This is a genomic window from Novosphingobium sp. KN65.2 (genome assembly GCF_001368935.1).
GTDB classification, from domain to species: domain Bacteria; phylum Pseudomonadota; class Alphaproteobacteria; order Sphingomonadales; family Sphingomonadaceae; genus Novosphingobium; species Novosphingobium mathurense.
On record NZ_CCBH010000134.1, the window covers coordinates 15,455 to 33,810 of the forward strand.

Annotated in this window: 17 protein-coding genes and 1 tRNA gene; 15 read left to right on the forward strand and 3 right to left on the reverse strand. The window is 62.3% G+C overall.

The window, feature by feature from the left end:
- Window positions 1-423 precede the first annotated feature (423 nt).
- Window positions 424-1,110, forward strand: a complete 687-nt coding sequence (locus tag SPHV1_RS25400) for a hypothetical protein (RefSeq protein ID WP_197277654.1) — start codon at window positions 424-426, stop codon at window positions 1,108-1,110.
- A 5-nt stretch (window positions 1,111-1,115) separates the two neighbouring features.
- Window positions 1,116-1,580: a hypothetical protein gene (locus tag SPHV1_RS24885; protein WP_156367262.1), complete on the forward strand. Its 465-nt coding sequence runs from the start codon at window positions 1,116-1,118 to the stop codon at window positions 1,578-1,580.
- Window positions 1,581-1,764: 184 nt separating this feature from the next.
- Here SPHV1_RS24885 and SPHV1_RS05510 read toward each other — a convergent pair whose 3' ends face one another.
- Window positions 1,765-3,312, reverse strand: coding sequence for a hypothetical protein (locus SPHV1_RS05510; protein ID WP_054945042.1), 1,548 nt, complete (start codon window positions 3,310-3,312; stop codon window positions 1,765-1,767).
- A 980-nt stretch (window positions 3,313-4,292) separates the two neighbouring features.
- Window positions 4,293-4,367 (reverse strand) — tRNA-Thr (locus SPHV1_RS05515).
- Between the two features lie 128 nt (window positions 4,368-4,495).
- On the opposite strand from SPHV1_RS05515, the gene SPHV1_RS25405 reads away from it, so the two are divergent.
- From SPHV1_RS25405 to SPHV1_RS05555, 9 genes are all read left to right on the forward strand, one after another.
- The gene (locus tag SPHV1_RS25405) at window positions 4,496-4,657 is read left to right on the forward strand and encodes a hypothetical protein (protein ID WP_197277655.1); all 162 of its coding nucleotides are present in this window, start codon (window positions 4,496-4,498) and stop codon (window positions 4,655-4,657) included.
- 135 nt (window positions 4,658-4,792) lie between these two features.
- The gene (gene gpmA, locus SPHV1_RS05520; RefSeq protein WP_054945043.1) at window positions 4,793-5,485 is read left to right on the forward strand and encodes a 2,3-diphosphoglycerate-dependent phosphoglycerate mutase; all 693 of its coding nucleotides are present in this window, start codon (window positions 4,793-4,795) and stop codon (window positions 5,483-5,485) included.
- Between the two features lie 31 nt (window positions 5,486-5,516).
- Window positions 5,517-5,972, forward strand: a complete 456-nt coding sequence (gene purE, locus SPHV1_RS05525) for a 5-(carboxyamino)imidazole ribonucleotide mutase (protein ID WP_174888124.1) — start codon at window positions 5,517-5,519, stop codon at window positions 5,970-5,972.
- A 58-nt stretch (window positions 5,973-6,030) separates the two neighbouring features.
- Window positions 6,031-7,089, forward strand: coding sequence for a 5-(carboxyamino)imidazole ribonucleotide synthase (locus SPHV1_RS05530; protein WP_054945044.1), 1,059 nt, complete (start codon window positions 6,031-6,033; stop codon window positions 7,087-7,089).
- Window positions 7,090-7,103: 14 nt separating this feature from the next.
- Window positions 7,104-7,589 (forward strand): dihydrofolate reductase, encoded by a 486-nt coding sequence (locus SPHV1_RS05535; protein WP_082430852.1) that lies wholly within the window; start codon window positions 7,104-7,106, stop codon window positions 7,587-7,589.
- An 11-nt stretch (window positions 7,590-7,600) separates the two neighbouring features.
- Window positions 7,601-8,533, forward strand: coding sequence for a bifunctional riboflavin kinase/FAD synthetase (locus SPHV1_RS05540; protein WP_176167975.1), 933 nt, complete (start codon window positions 7,601-7,603; stop codon window positions 8,531-8,533).
- Window positions 8,534-8,719: 186 nt separating this feature from the next.
- On the forward strand, window positions 8,720-11,587 hold the full coding sequence (gene ileS, locus SPHV1_RS05545) for an isoleucine--tRNA ligase (RefSeq protein ID WP_054945045.1): 2,868 nt from the start codon (window positions 8,720-8,722) through the stop codon (window positions 11,585-11,587).
- A gap of 8 nt (window positions 11,588-11,595) precedes the next feature.
- On the forward strand, window positions 11,596-12,102 hold the full coding sequence (lspA, locus tag SPHV1_RS05550; protein ID WP_054945068.1) for a signal peptidase II: 507 nt from the start codon (window positions 11,596-11,598) through the stop codon (window positions 12,100-12,102).
- A gap of 4 nt (window positions 12,103-12,106) precedes the next feature.
- A complete protein-coding gene (locus SPHV1_RS05555) occupies window positions 12,107-12,523 on the forward strand; it encodes a DUF3035 domain-containing protein (RefSeq protein WP_054945046.1) in 417 nt (138 codons plus the stop codon).
- A gap of 161 nt (window positions 12,524-12,684) precedes the next feature.
- Here the strand turns inward: SPHV1_RS05555 and SPHV1_RS05560 are convergent, their stop codons facing one another.
- The gene (locus SPHV1_RS05560) at window positions 12,685-14,019 is read right to left on the reverse strand and encodes a hemolysin family protein (RefSeq protein ID WP_054945047.1); all 1,335 of its coding nucleotides are present in this window, start codon (window positions 14,017-14,019) and stop codon (window positions 12,685-12,687) included.
- Between the two features lie 195 nt (window positions 14,020-14,214).
- Here SPHV1_RS05560 and SPHV1_RS05565 point away from each other — a divergent pair, with 195 nt between their 5' ends.
- The 4 genes from SPHV1_RS05565 (at window position 14,215) to SPHV1_RS05580 (ending at window position 18,337) form a co-directional block, all read left to right on the forward strand.
- Window positions 14,215-14,889 (forward strand): OmpA family protein, encoded by a 675-nt coding sequence (locus tag SPHV1_RS05565; protein WP_054945048.1) that lies wholly within the window; start codon window positions 14,215-14,217, stop codon window positions 14,887-14,889.
- A 156-nt stretch (window positions 14,890-15,045) separates the two neighbouring features.
- Entirely contained in the window at window positions 15,046-16,293 is a 1,248-nt protein-coding gene (locus SPHV1_RS05570; protein ID WP_054945049.1) for a murein hydrolase activator EnvC, read from the forward strand.
- Window positions 16,294-16,437: 144 nt separating this feature from the next.
- Complete coding sequence (locus SPHV1_RS05575) at window positions 16,438-17,802, forward strand: S41 family peptidase (protein ID WP_054945050.1); 1,365 nt, start codon at window positions 16,438-16,440, stop codon at window positions 17,800-17,802.
- 28 nt (window positions 17,803-17,830) lie between these two features.
- Window positions 17,831-18,337: a disulfide bond formation protein B gene (locus tag SPHV1_RS05580; protein WP_054945051.1), complete on the forward strand. Its 507-nt coding sequence runs from the start codon at window positions 17,831-17,833 to the stop codon at window positions 18,335-18,337.
- The last annotated feature ends 19 nt before the right edge of the window (window positions 18,338-18,356 follow it).

Below are 18,356 nucleotides of genomic sequence, written 5' to 3' on the forward strand. Positions count from 1 at the left end.
TGGTTCGCAGCGTCGCCTGTCTCGCTCGCGATTTTCAAGTTCTTCATATTTCCGGCGAACCTCAGCAAGTGCTGCCGGATCAATCTCGCCATTCTTCCTGCATTGCCTTGGCAACGGCCTATGAGGGTGCAATGCACAATTAGCACTACAACATGCCGCTATCTGCTGAAGATAAGTCCCGACCCAATATGGGTCGTATATGCAGTCCTTACACTTGAGACGAATAGCCTCCTTCGGTGTTGTTTTCATAATGTCTTTCAATCAAATAAATTCCTCCATTCCGTAACAATGCCGAATTACATTATTTCATCGCGGCGGTGAAATTACCTTAATCGCTATACACAGCGCGAACAAGCCTTAGTACAAACGATACTATTGCGGTGTTAATTCATTTATTACTTATGAGTTCATGAAATCCGTTATTTGAGTAAATGGGTATTTACGAATCCCCCTTCCTTTGCCATGAGAATCAAGCAGTTCGGCAAAATCCAACTGCGGGGCGTGGAATCCCCTTTGTTGCGTAGCTCGGTCGAGTTTCTCGGCCGGGTGACCGTTCGCGTATGTCCAAGGCTCGCGCCCAAAGGCGGCGGTGCCCCGGGCTACGCACGGGGATTCCAACACCCGGCTCAGGGCCGGGGAACGCCTCCAACAAGTACGGAGGTAGAGTTGTCTTTGAAGCCATACGCGACGACAGCAGCAATCATTCTAGCTGCTTCCATCACTCCCCTTGCACAGGCCAAAGTTAACGTCCCTTTGGTCGCTCTTAGCGATCTCGGACCTCAACCAACAGACGTTCAAGCTGGCGTTCGTCAGGCCGCACAGACATTCCTAAAGGACCCGTTCAGCGCAGAATATCAGATCGGCCCGCTCTATCCGGGTTATTGCAAGGGACGCGGCAAGTGGGACGTTCAATGGAAGGGTTGGGCTACCAACGTTCTGATTAACGCGCGGAATTCCTATGGCGGTTACACAGGCTACCAAGTGCATACCGTTCTATTCGATGGCGACAGGGGTGTCCGCATCATAAAGGGCGAGAACTTCGGAGCTTATGGCCCCTCAAAGGGTCTTTTGGGCGGCGGCGCAGGTGTTTGCCAGATCATTACGAGGTAACGACGATGCAGAAAGCTTCAACTCTGTTATCTGTCACTGCATTAGCCTTGGCAATTGCATCGGTAACGGCAGCTCCTCTATCCATTGCGGCCCCGCAAAAGTCCAAAGCTGAACCGGCTCAGTGTACGAAGCTCAGAACAGACTACGACGATGCCAGCAAGAAGCTCGCTTTGGCGCAAGCGTACGACGTGCTCGACCATAGTGCTATCAGATCGACGATGCGGAATTCCGAGAACAGCAATGTCATTGCTCAGGCCCGGATGACCTTCGATATCATGAAGGGCCAAGGCTGCTCCGTTCCAGATTACACCCCATCAGCAGGGCGATACGGTTTACAGTCCTTGCAATGTGCTTCGGCTTTGCAGGAGCAACGAACAAAGAATGCTTTTGCTGATCTCGACAATCGCCCTCGATCCTACGAGACACCAAAGGAGTGCGATACGACTGCGTGGACCCATTCCACTAATTGACGGCTAGAAGGGGGGCCTAAGTCCTAACAGGCTGCGGCCTCCCCAACAGGATTGCCTTTCCAGTGGGAACCCGGAAATATCTCGAATCTCACATTTTGCTGATATTTCAGTAATTTGAAATACTGCCTCCGACGCCCTTGTTCGTGAGACAGAATCTTATTTCCGATAAGCAACGATCCTTGACCTATGGGGCGGTTCTTCCAACCTTTCGAATGAGTCGATTTCCCCGGCGTTCAAGTCCTTCCTCCTGCAGGAAGTCCTTCACCGCTTCTCGTTGCCATAGCTTGCTCAGATAGTCTGAGTTGCTCCCTCCACACTCTTCCCGAACCTCTTTCGTGGTAACCTGCTGCCTACCGTCTGCGAACAGTCGCCGCACTACCTCCATAAAGGTCTGCTCCTTGGACGTCAGCTTCGGCGGCAACGGATGCCAATCGTTGATACTGCAAGCCGGAAATGCCTCTTCCAACAATGCGCGTCGCTTCCCCTTGTTCGGCGCGATCAGGTAAATTGTCGCATCACCGGCAACCCCTTCATGAATGTTCCGCAGATTCGAACGACAAGCAGCCTGATAGACGTGATGTGCAAACTCACCATCGGCTAGACCATCTTCGTAGCCCGGCATGTCCAATCTGTCCGTCGAAGCGGCATACAGGGCTTCATATCCGCTTTGCCCATAGTGCAGGCAACCGATGATAATGACGTTCTTGATTTCGCGATGATCGTTGCGGCCTAGATGACGGCCCCAGTGTAGGAACTCAACGTTATCCTGATTCAACGATACCTTGATTTCGTCGGTGATCGAACACCCGCTCACTTCCTTTGGGTGTACGACAAGCCAACGCTCCTCGGCCTTGGCATTGATCGTTGACGCGACAACGCTTAGCACATTTGCCCGGTCGACCTCTTTTACCAATGTCGACTTGTTCGCTCCTGTAGACCACCAATGCAGACTCAATCTACTATAGCAGACATCGACGGCTGGCAGGAATTCGACCTTCCCCGTTCTCCTCTCCCAATGCTTGTAGCTTTGCCGGAGCGGAACTGAGGCATCGAGAATAATGCAAGGGGCTAGATCATCAGGTAATTGCGCGCTTGCGCCGACCACGACCAAGCCACCAGCTTTTTTGTAGCGGTTGTCCTTGCGCAAGACGGCATAACGTCCGGCAAGATTGCCGAGACCTTCAAGAGCCCGCACATAATCCTTGTTGGTCCAGTCCTTTGTAACAATCCCAAGCTTCCTTGCCGCGTCTCCCAATTCCTTCGGAATGAACAGCATATGCCCTGGAATCCGGTCCTTGTTGTCGAGGCGCAATCGTTCGATTTGTGCCGCCAACTCGGGATTGCTGGCCCCTAGGACATCAACAAGTCCCTCGAACACTGAAAGCTTAAAGGATACGGGGATAGCTGGGGTAAGTCCCTCATCCCATAACCGCAATGACCTAGGCTTTCCGGCATAATGGAAGGCGGCTATGGCCTCAAATCCGCCTGCTTCGATCATTTTCCGCCGTGCCTGTTCATGGGTAACGAACAGAACCTTTGCCTGCCCGGCCTTAGCCCTCCCAATCCCGTAACTGGCATACTCCTTATCCGGTGACAGGCAGGCGTAATCAGCCCTGTCGAGGCCACAGCCTGTCTTATAAGTGTCGATTTCTTCCAGAGTCGACAGCATGATGATAACGCTGCCATCACCATCAAAACCGCGATTTTTCCAATCCCTGATGAAGGCCTGCACTGCCCTTGATTTGCCTCCGCCACAAGGAATGGGAGCTATGTAGAATGAGGGCTTACAGGTGGATGAAAGGCACTCCGTCATCTTCTCTTTGAGAACTTCTAGGCCCTTCTTCGAAGGGAACTCCGGGAATGTATTGAAATTATAAGATGGTAATAGTCTTTCTATTTCATGTTTTGAATAAGAATTATACATAATTAAATTTAAATCTTCCTGAAAATAGAAAAAAATCAGACCTCATATCCCTTATAGAGAAGAGTCGTATTTTCTTCGATCAGAAGGATGTATCAGAAAATTCAGCAACGAAAAGCCTTGGTGAATTTTGTTATTGATTTGGCTTTTGTAATTATTAATATTACCCAATTCTATTTATGTCATTATTTTTGGTATTTCATTGACATCAGGATATTTCCCATTCGCGGAATTAAAAGCGAAGCTACTTCCAAGAATGGTAGAGAAAAGAATTCAACCCTCTCAAAGACCTGAAGTATGAAGGAATGTTAATTTAAATTATATAATTGTTTATATAATATCTATAAATACGTGCGGTTTAAATTTAACAACTGATTTAAGACGTTTAGATTGATGTATTTCAAACAACGCACCATTCTTCATAATGCCGGTATTCCGGTGCATAAGAAGTAATATTTGATGGTTGGAAAGGCTCATAAGAGCCTGAATGCCCTTAGAACTGGAAAGTTCACAGTGGCTTTTTCTATCCGGAGTTACTCAGACGGCCTGCCGGATGATGGAATAGCCCTATTTGGCGATTACAGCCTCGTACAGCGCGATTTCGAGAAAATCGCTACCCCAGTGCCAAAATCAGAGAAAGGCGCTGTACGGCGATATATGAGGAATTTTCGCCGCTAGGCTGTCGAAGCCCATGGACACTTCGGGTGCCCCAAGACGACCGATGTCAGCCCCCTTGTTTTCCATACGCATTCCGTACGGAAGCAAAACCAGCCACCTAAGTATTTGTAAAATGGTGCTGCTGGGGAGGATTGAACTCCCGACCTCACCCTTACCAAGGGTGCGCTCTACCACTGAGCTACAGCAGCGCCTGCAACCGGCTTAGTCCGGCGCCGTCTCCCCGTCGATGCGGGGCAGGGGCGCGCTATTGTCTGCGTGCGGACCAATTGTCAAGCGTCGCTTGCGCTTTCCCGAACATGGATGCATTGCGCTGGCCATGAACGACGATGTCCGCACGCCTCAGGCATCCCCCGCAGCCGCGCAGACTCGCGAGGAAAGGCTGGCCGCCAAGCTGCGCGAGAACTTGCGCCGCCGCAAGGCCCAGGCCCGCGCCCTCGGCTCTCGCGACGATGCTTGCGGCGATGGACCGGCGGACTGAGCCGCTTGCGAAAACGAATCGGGCAGGCTTTCCAAATCGCCCCCGGAAAGCTAGGGGCTGCGGCCTGAAAGTTTAGTCCGACCCTTTCAAAGGTACCGCCACGGCCAAGACGCCGCCAACTAAAGGATACCCACCTTGCCTCGCCTGATCCTCGTCCGCCACGGCCAGAGCCAATGGAATCTCGAGAACCGTTTCACCGGCTGGTGGGACGTTGACCTCACCGAGAAAGGCGAAGCGGAGGCCCGTGCGGCCGGCGCGCTGATGAAGGAAAAGGGCATCCTGCCGACCGTCGCGTTCACTTCGCTGCAGACCCGCGCGATCAAGACGCTGCACTTCGCGCTGGAAGCCGCGGGCATCCTGTGGATCCCGGAAACCAAGGACTGGCGCCTCAACGAACGTCACTACGGCGGCCTGACCGGCCTCGACAAGGCCGAGACCGCGGCCAAGCACGGCGAGGACCAGGTGAAGATCTGGCGCCGCAGCTTCGACACGCCGCCGCCGGTCCTGGAACGCGGCAGCGAGTTCGACCTGTCCTCCGACCCGCGCTACGCCGGGATCGACGTGCCGCAGACCGAAAGCCTCAAGGACACCATCGCGCGCGTCCTGCCCTATTACGAGAGCTCGATCGTCCCGCACCTGCGCACCGGCGCGGACGCCACCGTGATCGTTTCGGCCCACGGCAATTCGTTGCGCGCACTGGTGAAACACCTGTCGAACATCTCCGACGAGGAGATCACCGGTCTCGAGATCCCGACCGGCCAGCCGATCGTCTACGACCTCGACACCGACCTGAACGTGGTCGACCGCTACTACCTTTCGGAGCGTTGAAGTGAGCGAACAGCCGACCGTCGCGATCATCATGGGCAGCCAGTCCGACTGGCCGACCATGCAGCGCGCCGCCGCCATGCTCGACAAGCTGGGCGTGCCCTACGACGCGCGCATCGTTTCCGCGCACCGCACGCCCGACCGTCTCGTCGCTTTCGCCAAGAGCGCCGAGGACGAAGGCTTCAAGGTGATCATCGCCGGAGCGGGCGGCGCGGCGCACCTGCCGGGCATGGTCGCATCGATGACGCACCTGCCGGTGCTGGGCGTGCCGGTCCAGTCGAAGGCGCTGTCGGGGCAGGACAGCCTGCTCTCGATCGTGCAGATGCCGGCCGGCATTCCGGTCGGCACCCTGGCGATAGGTGAAGCGGGCGCGGCCAATGCCGGCCTGCTTGCCGCCTCGATCCTGTCCACCGGCGATGCCGAACTGGCCGAACGCCTCAAGGCATTCCGCGCCGAGCAGACCGAGAGTGTGGCCGAGCGCCCCTCCTGACCGGCAGCCGAAACGCATTCGTTCCACCCCCAGACCAAGAAAGCACACTCCCGGGCCAATGATCCCCCCAGGCGAAACGATCGGAATTCTCGGCGGCGGCCAGCTTGGCCGAATGATCGCGGTGGCGGCCGCGCAACTCGGCTATCGCTGCCATATCTTCGCACCCGAAGCCGATTCGATCGCTGCCGAGGTGAGCGCGCAGTTCACTTGCGCAGACTGGCACGATGCCGAAGCTCTCGCCCGTTTCGCGGCGGACTGCGCGGTCGTGACCTACGAATTCGAGAACGTGCCGGTCGCGCCGCTGCTCCAGCTTGGCGACACCGTGCTCCATCCCCATCCACGCGCCCTGGAAACCGCGCAGGATCGCCTCAACGAAAAGACATTCGTCACGGATCTGGGCGGCACGCCCGCCCCCTTCGCCCCGGTCGATTCGGCAGCTGACCTCGACGCGGCCATCGCCGCCATTGGCGCGCCGGGCATCCTCAAGACCCGCCGTGACGGCTATGACGGCAAGGGTCAGTGGCGGATCATGAAGGCCGAGGACGCCAAGGGCCTCGACCTGCCCGCCAAGCCCCTCATCTACGAGGGCTTCGTGAACTTCTTCGCCGAATTTTCGGTCATCCTGTGCCGTGGCGCGGACGGCGACATCCGTTATTTCGATTCCGCCCAGAACGTCCACGAAGGCGGCATCCTCTCGCTCAGCACGGTCCCGGCCAGCGCCGAGATCGAGGCACAGGTTCCCGCCGCGCGCGAACTGGCGGCCAAGGTCGCCGACGCGCTGGGCTACGTCGGCGTGCTGACGCTGGAATTCTTCGCGACCAGGGACGGCCCGGTCTTCAACGAGATGGCGCCGCGCGTGCACAATTCGGGCCACTGGACCATCGAAGGCGCGGTCACCAGCCAGTTCGAAAATCACGTCCGCGCGATCTGCGGCCTGCCGCTGGGCGGCACCGGGCTTGCCGCCAAGGGCGTGGAGATGCGCAACCTGATCGGCGACGAGGCGCACGACTGGCCTGCGATCCTGTCCGATCCGGCCAACCACCTGCACCTTTACGGCAAGGCAGCCGCGCGCCCCGGTCGCAAGATGGGCCACGTCACCCGCCTGACGCTCGACTGAAGGCGCGAAGCGGGGTGAAGCAGGACATCTTCCTCATCTATGCCCGTGCCGCCAACGGCGTGATCGGGCGCGACGGCCAGTTGCCGTGGCGCCTGCCCGCCGATCTCAAGCGCTTCAAGGCCCTGACCATGGGCAAGCCGATGATCATGGGCCGCAAGACTTTCGAGAGCTTTCCCAGTCCCCTCCCCGGCCGCCGGCACATCGTCCTGACGCGCGATGCCGCATGGCAGGCTTCCGGCGCCGAAGTCGTCCATTCGGTGGACGAGGCGCTTGCCGCTGCGGGTGCAGGCGAAGTCGCGGTGATCGGCGGCGCGGAGATCTACGCCCTGTTCATGGACGAAGCCACGCGCATCGAATTGACCGAAGTCCATGCGGATTTCGTAGGCGACACTTTCATGCCACAACCCGGTCCACAATGGCGCGAAGCGGCGCGCGAAGAGCACCCGGCGGAAGGCGAGCGTCCCGCGCACGCTTTCGTGACGCTGCTCCGCCACGTATAGGCCCAGAAGACATGATTCGCCTCGACAACCGCGACCCCATCCCCGAATCCTGCCGCGGCGCGATCGTCGCGCTGGGCAACTTCGACGGATTCCACCAGGGCCATCAGGCCGTGGTCGGCGAAGCGATCGCCTGGGCCCGGGCTGAAGGCCGTCCGGCCGTGGTGGCCACCTTCGATCCCCACCCGGTGCGTTATTTCCAGCCCGATGCCGAACCGTTCCGGCTCACCAGTCTCGACCAACGGCAGGAACTCTTCGCGGCCGCCGGAGCCGATGCCATGCTCGTATTCCATTTCGACGCGGCGATGGCGAACATGACGGCGGAGCACTGGATCGAGGCGATCCTGGCCGGCCAGCTCGGCGCTGCCGGGGTCGTGACCGGGGATGACTTCACTTTCGGCAAGGGCCGCGGCGGCAATCCTTGCGTCCTGCGCGAAATGGGCCCGCGCTTCGGCATCGCTTCGCGTTCGGTCGGGGCGGTGCACGATGATGGCGGCCCGATCAGTTCCAGCCGCATCCGCGACGCGTTGCGCGCCGGCGAGTGCGAGACGGTCAAGCGCCTGCTGACCCGCCCCTTCGCCATCCGCGGCGTCGTCCAGCACGGCGACAAGCGCGGCCGCGTGATCGGTTTCCCGACCGCGAACCTCGAAATGGGCACGTACCTGCGTCCGCGCTACGGCATCTACGCCGTGACCGGTCACCTGCCCGGCGGGCGCACCGTGCTCGGCGCCGCCAACATCGGCATACGCCCGACCTTCGATCCCCCGCGCGAACTGCTCGAGCCGCATTTCTTCGACTTCTCCGGAGACCTCTACGGCCAGGAAATCGAAATCGCCTTCCACCACTACCTGCGTGCAGAGGCAAAGTTCGACTCGCTCGACGCGCTGATCGCGCAGATGACGCTCGACTGTGCAAAGGCCCGAGAACTGCTGGCGGGCGTAGCCTGAAACGCCGGTCTTTGCAGGCCAGCGCCACGCGATCAGCCCCGGGCCCTCGCCGGACACGGTGAGAGCGGCCCGGTACAAATCGGTAGCTCAGCCCTGTCCGATTCTGCTCAAATCTGGCGGAACTGGCGCTCGACACGAATGCGCACCCTTTTCCGAAGCCGCAGATTGCTCTAACGCCCGCCGATCATGACCGAACAGCGCGATTATCGTAACACCGTCTTCCTGCCGAAGACCGATTTCCCGATGAAGGCCGGGCTCCCCCAGAAGGAGCCGGGCATTCTTGCGCGCTGGCAGGAACAGGACATTTACGCCCGCACGCGCGAGGCCCGCGCGGGCCGCGACAAGTTCATCCTGCATGACGGCCCGCCCTACGCCAACGGCGACATGCACATCGGCCATGCGCTCAACCACATCCTCAAGGACATGGTCGCGCGGACCCAGACGCTGCTGGGCAAGGACGCGCCCTACGTTCCGGGCTGGGACTGCCACGGCCTGCCGATCGAGTGGAAGGTCGAGGAGCAGTACCGCAAGAAGAAGAAGAACAAGGACGAAGTCCCGGCCGAGGAATTCCGAGCCGAATGCCGCGCCTATGCGCAGAGCTGGGTCGACGTGCAGCGCGAACAGCTCAAGCGGCTGGGCGTCAACGGCCATTGGGACAAGCCCTACCTGACGATGGACTTCGCCGCCGAGGCGACGATCGTCACCGAACTGCTCAAGTTCGCCGAGAACGACATGCTCTACCGCGGCGCCAAGCCGGTGATGTGGAGCCCGGTCGAGAAGACCGCGCTGGCCGAGGCCGAGGTCGAGTACGAGGACATCGTCTCCACCCAGATCGACGTCGCCTTCGAGATCGTCGAGGCCGAGGACGAGGACCTGCTCGGCGCCTCGGTGGTAATCTGGACGACCACGCCCTGGACGATCCCCGTCAACCAGGCGATCGCCTATGGCAGGCACATCGATTACCACATGATCGAGGTCGATGGCGGCGCGCGCTACATGGTCGCCGAACCGCTCGTCGAAAACTTTCTCAAGCGCATCGGCGCCGAAAGCCACAAGCTGCACTTCTTCATCAAGGGCGCTTCGCTTGCGGGTACCAAGGTGCGCCATCCGATGCATGCGCTGGGCGGCTTCTTCGCCGAACCGCGCCCGCTGCTCGACGGCTCCAGCTTCGTCACCACCGAAAGCGGCACCGGCTTCGTCCACATGGCCCCCGACCACGGCGAGGACGACTTCGACCTGTGCAAGGCGAACGGGATCAGCCCCAAGTTCGCAGTCGAGGGCGACGGCCGCTACCGCGAGGACTGGGGCTGGCTCGGCGGCGAAGGCTCGGTCATCAACCCGAAGTTCAACGCGCCCGACGGCCCGATCTGCAACGACCTGCGCGAAGCCGGCGGCCTGCTGGCGGCCAGCGCGGACTACAGCCACTCCTATCCGCACTCTTGGCGGTCCAAGGCCAAGGTGATTTTCCGCTGCACGCCGCAGTGGTTCGTGCCGATGGACAAGGCGCTGGGCCACCTGCCCGCCACCACCCGCGCCGAGCAGCGCTGGGAAGGCGAAGGCGGCGCGGTCGACCGGCTGGACGAGGAAGAGGGCGCTGCACCGACGCTGCGCCAGGCGGCGGTGCAGGCGATTGCAGACACCCGCTTCGTTCCCGAAAAGGGTCGCAACCGCATCGGTTCGATGGTCGAAGGCCGCCCTGACTGGGTGCTGTCGCGACAGCGCGCCTGGGGCGTGCCCATCACCCTGTTCGTCAACCGCGAAACCGGCGAATACCTCGTCGACGCCGAGGTCAACGCCCGCATCATCAACGCCATCCGCGAATCGGGCGTCGATGCCTGGAGCGAAGCCCGCGCGCAGGAATTCCTAGGCCCTGACTACAAGGCCGACGACTACGAGCGCGTCACCGACATTCTCGACGTCTGGTTCGATTCCGGTTCGACCCACGCCTTCGTCCTCGAAAGCGGCAAGTGGCCCGAACTGGCCCCGCACGGGGATCACGTCGGCCCGATCGCCGATCTCTACCTCGAAGGTTCCGACCAGCACCGCGGCTGGTTCCAGTCCTCGCTGCTCGAAGCCTGCGCGACGCGCGGCCATGCGCCTTACAAGGCCATCCTCACCCACGGCTTCACGATGGACGCCAAGGGCATGAAGATGTCCAAGTCGCTGGGCAACACGGTCAGCCCGCTCAAGGTCATGGAGCAGTACGGCGCCGACATCATCCGGCTCTGGGCGCTCTCGGTCGACTTCACCGAAGACCACCGCATCGGCGACGAGATCCTCAAGGGCGTGGCCGACCAGTACCGCCGCCTGCGCAACACCTTCCGCTACATGCTGGGCGCGCTCGCCGACTTCGACGAAGCCGAACGCCTGCCCGTCGAAGCGATGCCGGAACTGGAGCGCTATGTGCTCGCCCTGCTCGGCAAGCTCGACAAGACGCTGCACCAGGCGGTCCACGACTACGACTTCAACGAGTACGTGCGCTCGCTGATCGACTTCTGCAACGAGGACCTGTCGGCCTTCTTCTTCGACATCCGCAAGGACTGCCTCTACTGCGATGCGCCGACGGATCCGAAGCGGCGCGCCTATCGCACCGTCCTCGACACGCTGTTCCATGCGCTGATCCGCTATGCCGCGCCGGTGATCGTCTTCACCGCCGAGGAAGTCTGGGGCACGCGCTATCCCGATGCCGACAGCGTCCACCTGCTCGAATGGCCCGTGATCCCCGAGGTCGAGGCCGACCTTGCGCGCTGGAATTCCTTGCGCGACCTGCGCGAGAAGGTGACCGAAGCGATCGAACCGCTGCGCCGCGAAAAGATCGTCGGCTCCAGCCTCGCTGCCGAAGTGACCGTCCCGGCATCGGCCCCCGAAGCCGACTTCGCCGAGCTGTTCATCACAGCGACAGTGACCCGCGGGCAAGGCGACACCGTGTCTGCGTCCCCGACTTCCCACCACAAGTGCGGCCGCTGCTGGCGCCACCTGCCGGAAGTTTCCGAGGACGGTGCCCTGTGCGATCGCTGCGACGATGTCGTGGGCGCGATGGAACACCCTGCGTGAACCGCCTCTTGCGCAACCGACTGCTGGGCCTGCTGATCGCGGCCGTGGTCTTCCTCATCGACCAGGGCTTCAAATCCTGGGTGGTGAACGGCCTCAACCTTCGCGAAGTGCAGGTCATCGAGCTGCTGCCGTTCTTCGACCTCAACTGGACGCAGAACTTCGGCGTTTCGCTTGGCCTGTTCACCGCCGGGTCGACCGAGGGGCGCTGGGCGCTCGTGGCGATGACTGCGGCAATCGCGACCTTCGTGTTCGTCTGGCTGCTGCGCGAGCGCAAGATGGCCGACATTGCCGCACTGGCCCTCGTGCTCGGCGGCGCGCTCGGCAATATCCGCGACCGTTTCCTGTTCGGCTACGTGATCGATTATGCCGACTTGCATTTCGGGGATTTTCGTCCCTTCCTGATCTTCAATATCGCCGATGCCGCCATTACCATCGGCGTCCTGATTATCCTTGCCCGATCCCTGCTTTCGCGCGAGAAGCCTGATTCAACGGTCGAAACGGCCCCGGAGAGTTGATTTGATGCCCAAGATGAAAACTGGCGCCCTCGTACTCGTCACTGCAGGCGCCGTGTTCCTGTCCGGCTGCGGCAGCACCGGCCTGTTCAACCGCAACCGTCCCGACGAGTTCGCGGTGCAGCGCCAGTCGCCGCTGGTCGTGCCGCCAGATTTCTCGCTGAGCCCGCCCAAGGAAGGCCAGCCGCGCCCGACCGACGGCACGCTGCAGCAGCAGACGCTCGACGCGATGTTCGGCGGCCCGCAGGCCCGCAGCGAAATCGAGAAGACCACGCTCGGCATGGCCGGCACGCCCGATCCGGCAATCCGCTCGACGGTCGGCGATCCCGCGACCTACACGGTCGCGAAGGGTCAGGTCACCCGCCAGATCCTCTCCGCCCCGGAAGGCGACGGACGCGACGCGCAGACCGCCATCGGCGGCTGATTGCCACATCGGAATGCGAAAGGGCCGGGGCGATTGCTCCGGCCTTTTTTGTTGGCAGAATGCCCGGTTGCGAGAAGCGGTCATGGCTGGCCTGGACTGCCAAGTGCCACAGCGAGTGGCAGGCGCTGCCATCCGGAACCTACGGCCTGACCTCGCCGCGATCAGCCGTCGCCTGTAACCCCGTCGTCTCCGGCCTCGGAGTCCTCCATCTCGACGAGGAGCTTGTCGATGCGCAGGCCGTCCATGTCGACGACTTCGAAGCGCCAGCCCTGTTCGGAGAAGACTTCACCCTCGCGCGGGACTTTCTTCAGGACCGCAAGCACGAAGCCGGCCACGGTGGCATATTCGCGGTCATGCGACAGATCGATGTCCAGCCGCTCGGCAAAGGCATCGGCCGGCATCGAACCCGACACGAGCAGTGAACCGTCGGCGCGTTCGACGACCATCGGCTCGTCGCCTTCGTCCTGATGGCTGACGAAACTGCCGGCCAGCGCGGCAAGCATGTCCGAAGGCGTCACCACGCCTTCAAGGTGGCCGTACTCGTCATGGACCACGGCCATCGAGACTTCCGCCTGCTGCAACTTGCGAAGCGCGTCCATCGCATCGAGCTGGTCGGGGATGACCTCTGCCTTCTTCATCATCGCGCGGATATCGACCTCGCGCCCTTCAACGAGCGCGGCGAGGACTTCGCGCACCTTGAGGATACCCAGTACCTTGTCGGGCACGTCCTCGTCGGCCACCGGCAACAGCGAATGCGGCGACCCGGCGATGCGCGCACGCAGTTCCTCGCTGGTGGAATCGACGTCGATCCAGTCAATCTGGTTGCGCGGGGTCATCAGTTCGCGCACCGGCCGGTCGGCCAGTTTCATCACCCCTGCCATCATCGCCCGCTCGTCCTCGTCGATCGCACCCGAACGGGTCGCCTCGGCGAAGATCATGTGCAGTTCCTCGGCGGTCAGCTGCTCTTCCCCGCCTCGGCGCACCGCCAGCAGGCGCAGGATCAGGCCCGATGACTTGTCGAGCAGCCAGACGAAGGGCGCCATGATCTTTGCCAGCAATGCCATCGGCCGGGCCATGATGATCGCCACCGGCTCCGCTGTGCGCAGGGCAAGCTGCTTGGGTACCAGTTCGCCGATCACGAGGCTGCCGTAGGTCGTCGCAATGATGACGAGGGCAAAGCCGATCTGGCTGGATACATGGTCCGGAACGCCCAGCAGCGCCAGCCGCTGGCCCACCGGTTCACCCAGGCTGGCGCCCGAATAGGCGCCGGCAATGATGCCGATCAGGGTAATGCCGATCTGCACCGTGGAGAGGAACTTGCCAGGGTCCGACGCAAGATCGAGCGCGGTCTGCGCCGCCTTGCTGCCCTTGTCGGCGGACACCTTGAGGCGCGCCGCCCGGGCGGACACGATCGCCAGCTCGGACATGGAAAACAGGCCGTTCAGCAGAATCAGGCCGGCGATGATGAGGAGGTCGGTCCAGGGAAAGGGCGTCACAATGTCCCTGCGCTAGCAGAGATTTCCGCAATAGCGAAGCGCTGCGTTGGCCGGCAACAAACGCTCACAAGAGAAACGTGCCTCTGGAACATAGGCGAGGCCCAAGCGTTTGGCGGGCATCATCAATTCGCCATTCATGTTCACTACTACACAGATGAATGCGAAGATCGCTATGACAGAGGAAGGGCCAAGACCATGAAAAGAACTCGCCTGTTCACGGCAACTGCCGCCGCCATTTCGCTGATCGCCGTATCGGGCTGCGTCACCGATCCGAACACCGGCGAGCGCAAGGTTTCACGCACCGCCATCGGCGGCGTGGGCGGTGCCGGTCTTGGCTACCTGCTGGGCAGTGTGATCGGCGGAAAGACCGCCCGCATCGTCGGCGCTGGCATCGGCGGTGTCGCCGGCGGCGTGGTCGGCTACCAGATGGACAAGCAGATCAAGGAACTGAAGGAACAGACCGCCGGTTCGGGCGTCGATGTCAGCCAGGAAGGCGACGGCATCCTCGTGAACTTGCCCGACGTGACCTTCGCCGTCGATTCGACCGCGATCAGCCCCTCGTTCCAGGCGACGCTCGACAAGGTCGCGCAGAGCATGATCCAGTATCCCAACAGCCTGATCGACGTCTACGGCCACACCGATTCGACCGGTTCGGACGCCTACAACATGGACCTGTCCAAGCGTCGCGCCGATTCCGTCGGCCGCTACCTGATCTCGCGCGGCGTTTCCTCCGCGCGCATCCAGACCCAGGGCATGGGCGAAAACTACCCGGTGGCCGATAACTCGACCCCCGAAGGCCGCGCGCTCAACCGCCGCGTGGAAATCAAGATCACGCCGGTGACGACTGACGAGGCCGCCGCCGCTCGTTAAAAGCTCAACCCGTAGACGGGACGGGAAAGGGGCCGGCGCGTGGGAACGCCGGCCCCTTCTTTTGTTCGTGGCCTCGGATTCTCGCGCGCGATCTTCCCCAGTTCGGCCGCGCACCGATCATTTCCTTTTGCGCATGGGCGCTCTAGTTAACCGGGTGTGACGCCCGCTTCGCGCAAGATCCTGCTCGTTTCCGCTGCCGGCCTGGGGCTGTGCGCCGCCGTGGTTGCGAACCGCGGGCTTGGCCAGGTGGGCGCGTTTGCCGTGCTCAATCCGGCCGTCGATGCCACGAAGGCACAAGAAGACATGCTCGCCGCGCGCCGCGAAGGCGATGCCGCACGCCAACGCGCCGAAAAGCTCGAGAAGCAGGCCCGGCAGGTATCCCAGCAGGCCGAAAGGACCGCGCGTGAGGCCGCCGCTGTCGCCGCCCGCATCCAGCAGACCGAAGCGGCAATCGCGGTACTGACGGCGAAGGTCCGGCTCGTAGCCTCGCAGCGGGCCGAACTGCGCGCGCGGCTGGCCGAGCGACAGACGCCGCTGGCCGGGCTGACCGGGGCGCTACAGCGCCTGTCGCGCCGCCCCCCCTTGCTCGCCCTGCTGCGGCCGGGATCGGTACGCGATGCCGTCTACCTGCGCGCCCTGCTCGATACGATGCTGCCCGAAGTGCAGCGCCGCACCGCCTCCCTGCGCAGCGAGATCGAGCGCGGCCGGGCGCTGGAGCGCAATGCCCGGGCCGCGGCCAACGACCTGAAGATGGCCGAGGCGGAAATGCGCCGGCGGCGCAGCGAACTGGCCACCCTGGAAGCCCGCCAGCGGCTCGCCAGCCGCAAGGCCACCGGCATCGCTGCGCGTGAAAGCGAACGCGCCCTGGCCCTGGCAGAAAAGGCGCGCGACCTGGGCGACCTCGTCGACGAGATGAGCAGGCAGGGCGAACTGCGCGAAGAGCTTGCGTCGCTGCCCGGGCCGATCATGCGTCCGCCGCGCCCCGAAGAGGCGCAGGTGATCGCTTCCTCGCAGTTCGTCACCCCACCCGAGGGGCTGCCCACATACATGCTGCCCGTCACCGGTCGCGTCGTGACCGGCTTCGGCGAGGATGCGCCCGGCCTCAACCGTTCGCGCGGAATCACCCTGGCGACCCGCGCCAATGCCCAGGCAGTCGCTCCCGCGCCGGGGCGCATCGCCTATGCCGGGCCCTACCGTGGCTACGATCGCATCGTCATCATCGAGCACGAGGGCGGCTGGACCTCGCTGGTCACCGGCCTTGCCCGTCTCGATGTCGACGTCGGCGAGCGGGTGGTGGCCGGATCGCCGCTGGGCATGACCGGCCCGGGCCAGCCGCAAGTTCTCGTCGAACTGCGGCGTGATGGCGAGCCCGTTAATCCCCTGCAATATATCCGGTCGCTATAGAGCGGTGACGAAGATCGCTGCTCGGCACCGTCCCGAGAGCCTGGCCCGCACCGCTGGCAATTGGCGCAAAGGGCCGGTAATGTACGCAATCATGTGCCAAGTCCGGCTCCGGCCGGCGTGACGAACGAGAGGCAGTCAAGCCCGATGAAGATCAGATCCATCCTGCGCGCGACCATGCTGGTTTCCGCCGTGGCGGTCCTGCCGGTGGCAACGTCCGGCCTTTCGGCCGTCGACAGCCGCGTAAATCCGGGTTTCGACAAGCTGTTCACCATCTACGAACTGGTGAAGCAGAACTATGTCGACCCGGTCGACGACGACAAGCTGCTCAAGGGCGCCATCGACGGGATGCTCGCCAGCCTCGATCCGCACTCCAACTATCTCGACGGGCCTTCGCTGCAACGGCTCGAGACGATGATCGACGGCAACTATTCCGGCCTCGGCCTCTCGGTCGTCGAGGAAGACGGCGCGGTCAAGGTGGTTTCGCCGTTCAAGGGCAGCCCGGCGGAGAAGGCCGGAGTCAAGGCGGGCGACTACATCACCCACCTCGACGGCGTGCTCTACTATGAGCGCGACCTCGACGAGGCGGTGTCCAAGATGCGCGGCCCGGCGGGCACCTCGATCCGCCTGACGATCTATCGCCCCGGTCGCGACGAGCCCTTCGACGTCAACGTCACCCGCGGCGTGATCGAACTTGAGCCGGTGACCTGGGAACTCAAGGACGACATCGGCGTCATCTCGGTCAACGAATTCTCGCGCGATGTCGGCAACGACGTGAACAAGGCGATTGCCGACCTCAAGAAGCAGGCGGCAACGGCAGGCGGCAAGCTCGACGGCCTCGTGCTCGACCTGCGATCCAACCCGGGCGGTTCGCTCGACGAAGCCGTGGCGCTGTCGGACCTGTTCCTCGACAAGGGCGTGATCGTCTCGCAACGCGGCCGCATCGCCAGCGAGAACCAGTACTATCGCGCCGAGACCATGTTCCGCGGCGACGTGGTGAAGGGCATGCCGGTGATCGTGCTGGTCGACGCGGGCTCCGCCTCGGCTTCGGAAATCGTCGCCGGCGCGCTGCAGGACCAGCACCGCGCGGTGGTGATGGGCGAGCGCACCTTCGGCAAGGGTTCGGTGCAGTCGTTCATCCAGTTGGACAAGAACAGCGCGGTCAAGCTGACGACGGCGCGTTACTTCACGCCTTCGGGCCATTCGGTGCAGGAAGGCGGCATCGTCCCCGACATCAAGGTGCCGCAGATGTCCGATCCGGACGCGCGGGCACGCGCCGAGCGGGCGGTGCGCGAATCCGACCTGCGCGGCCACCTGATCAACGAGGCGGCGCTGGAGGACAAGGACCTCGAGACCGACAAGATGGACGACCCGCGCTTCAAGGTTTCGGCCGAGGAGCTGAAGGAAAAGGGCATCGACGACTTCCAGCTCCACTACGCGATCGCGACGTTGCAGCGCACCGCCGGCAAGCCGGCGCTCGCCACCAATGCGCCCTCGGGCAAGAAGAACTGAACCGGCCGGACACGGGGAAGCTGATCATATGACCGTCGCCGTCGCCAAGCCCTTGCGCGCCGCCCGCCTGCTTGCGCTCGCCATTCCGGTGGCGCTGCTGGGCGGCGCCTACCTCAGCCAGTACGGCTTCGGCCTCTACCCATGCGAGATGTGCTGGTGGCAACGCTATCCGCACATGATCGCGATACCTTTCGCCCTCCTCGCCTTTTTCTGGCGGCCCGTCGCACCGCTGGTGGCCGTCGCCGCCCTTGCGGTGCTGGTCTCTGGCCTGATCGGCGGCTTTCATGCCGGTGTCGAATATGGCTGGTGGACGGGCGTGACGGCCTGCACCGCCAGCGTGTTCGACGGCGGCGGCGATCCCCTTGCCGCGATCATGAAGGCCCCGGTGATCCGCTGCGACGTTGCGCCGTGGGATCTGTGGGGGATCTCGCTGGCGGGCTGGAACTTCCTCATTTCCACCGGCGGCGCCCTGCTCGTGTTCATGCTGGTCGCGATGAACGGCAAGGTGCAGCTCAAGGCGCCGGAAAAGGCGTAAGACATAAGGTTTGGACGCA

Coding starts and splice junctions, on each gene's coding strand:
- SPHV1_RS24885 (WP_156367262.1), top strand. CDS start 1,116: ATGCAGAAAGCTTCAACTCTGTTATCTGTCACTGCATTAGCCTTGGCA.
- SPHV1_RS25405 (WP_197277655.1), top strand. CDS start 4,496: ATGAACGACGATGTCCGCACGCCTCAGGCATCCCCCGCAGCCGCGCAG.
- purE (WP_174888124.1), top strand. CDS start 5,517: ATGGGCAGCCAGTCCGACTGGCCGACCATGCAGCGCGCCGCCGCCATG.
- SPHV1_RS05530 (WP_054945044.1), top strand. CDS start 6,031: ATGATCCCCCCAGGCGAAACGATCGGAATTCTCGGCGGCGGCCAGCTT.
- SPHV1_RS05540 (WP_176167975.1), top strand. CDS start 7,601: ATGATTCGCCTCGACAACCGCGACCCCATCCCCGAATCCTGCCGCGGC.
- ileS (WP_054945045.1), top strand. CDS start 8,720: ATGACCGAACAGCGCGATTATCGTAACACCGTCTTCCTGCCGAAGACC.
- SPHV1_RS05555 (WP_054945046.1), top strand. CDS start 12,107: ATGCCCAAGATGAAAACTGGCGCCCTCGTACTCGTCACTGCAGGCGCC.
- SPHV1_RS05565 (WP_054945048.1), top strand. CDS start 14,215: ATGAAAAGAACTCGCCTGTTCACGGCAACTGCCGCCGCCATTTCGCTG.
- SPHV1_RS05575 (WP_054945050.1), top strand. CDS start 16,438: ATGAAGATCAGATCCATCCTGCGCGCGACCATGCTGGTTTCCGCCGTG.
- SPHV1_RS05580 (WP_054945051.1), top strand. CDS start 17,831: ATGACCGTCGCCGTCGCCAAGCCCTTGCGCGCCGCCCGCCTGCTTGCG.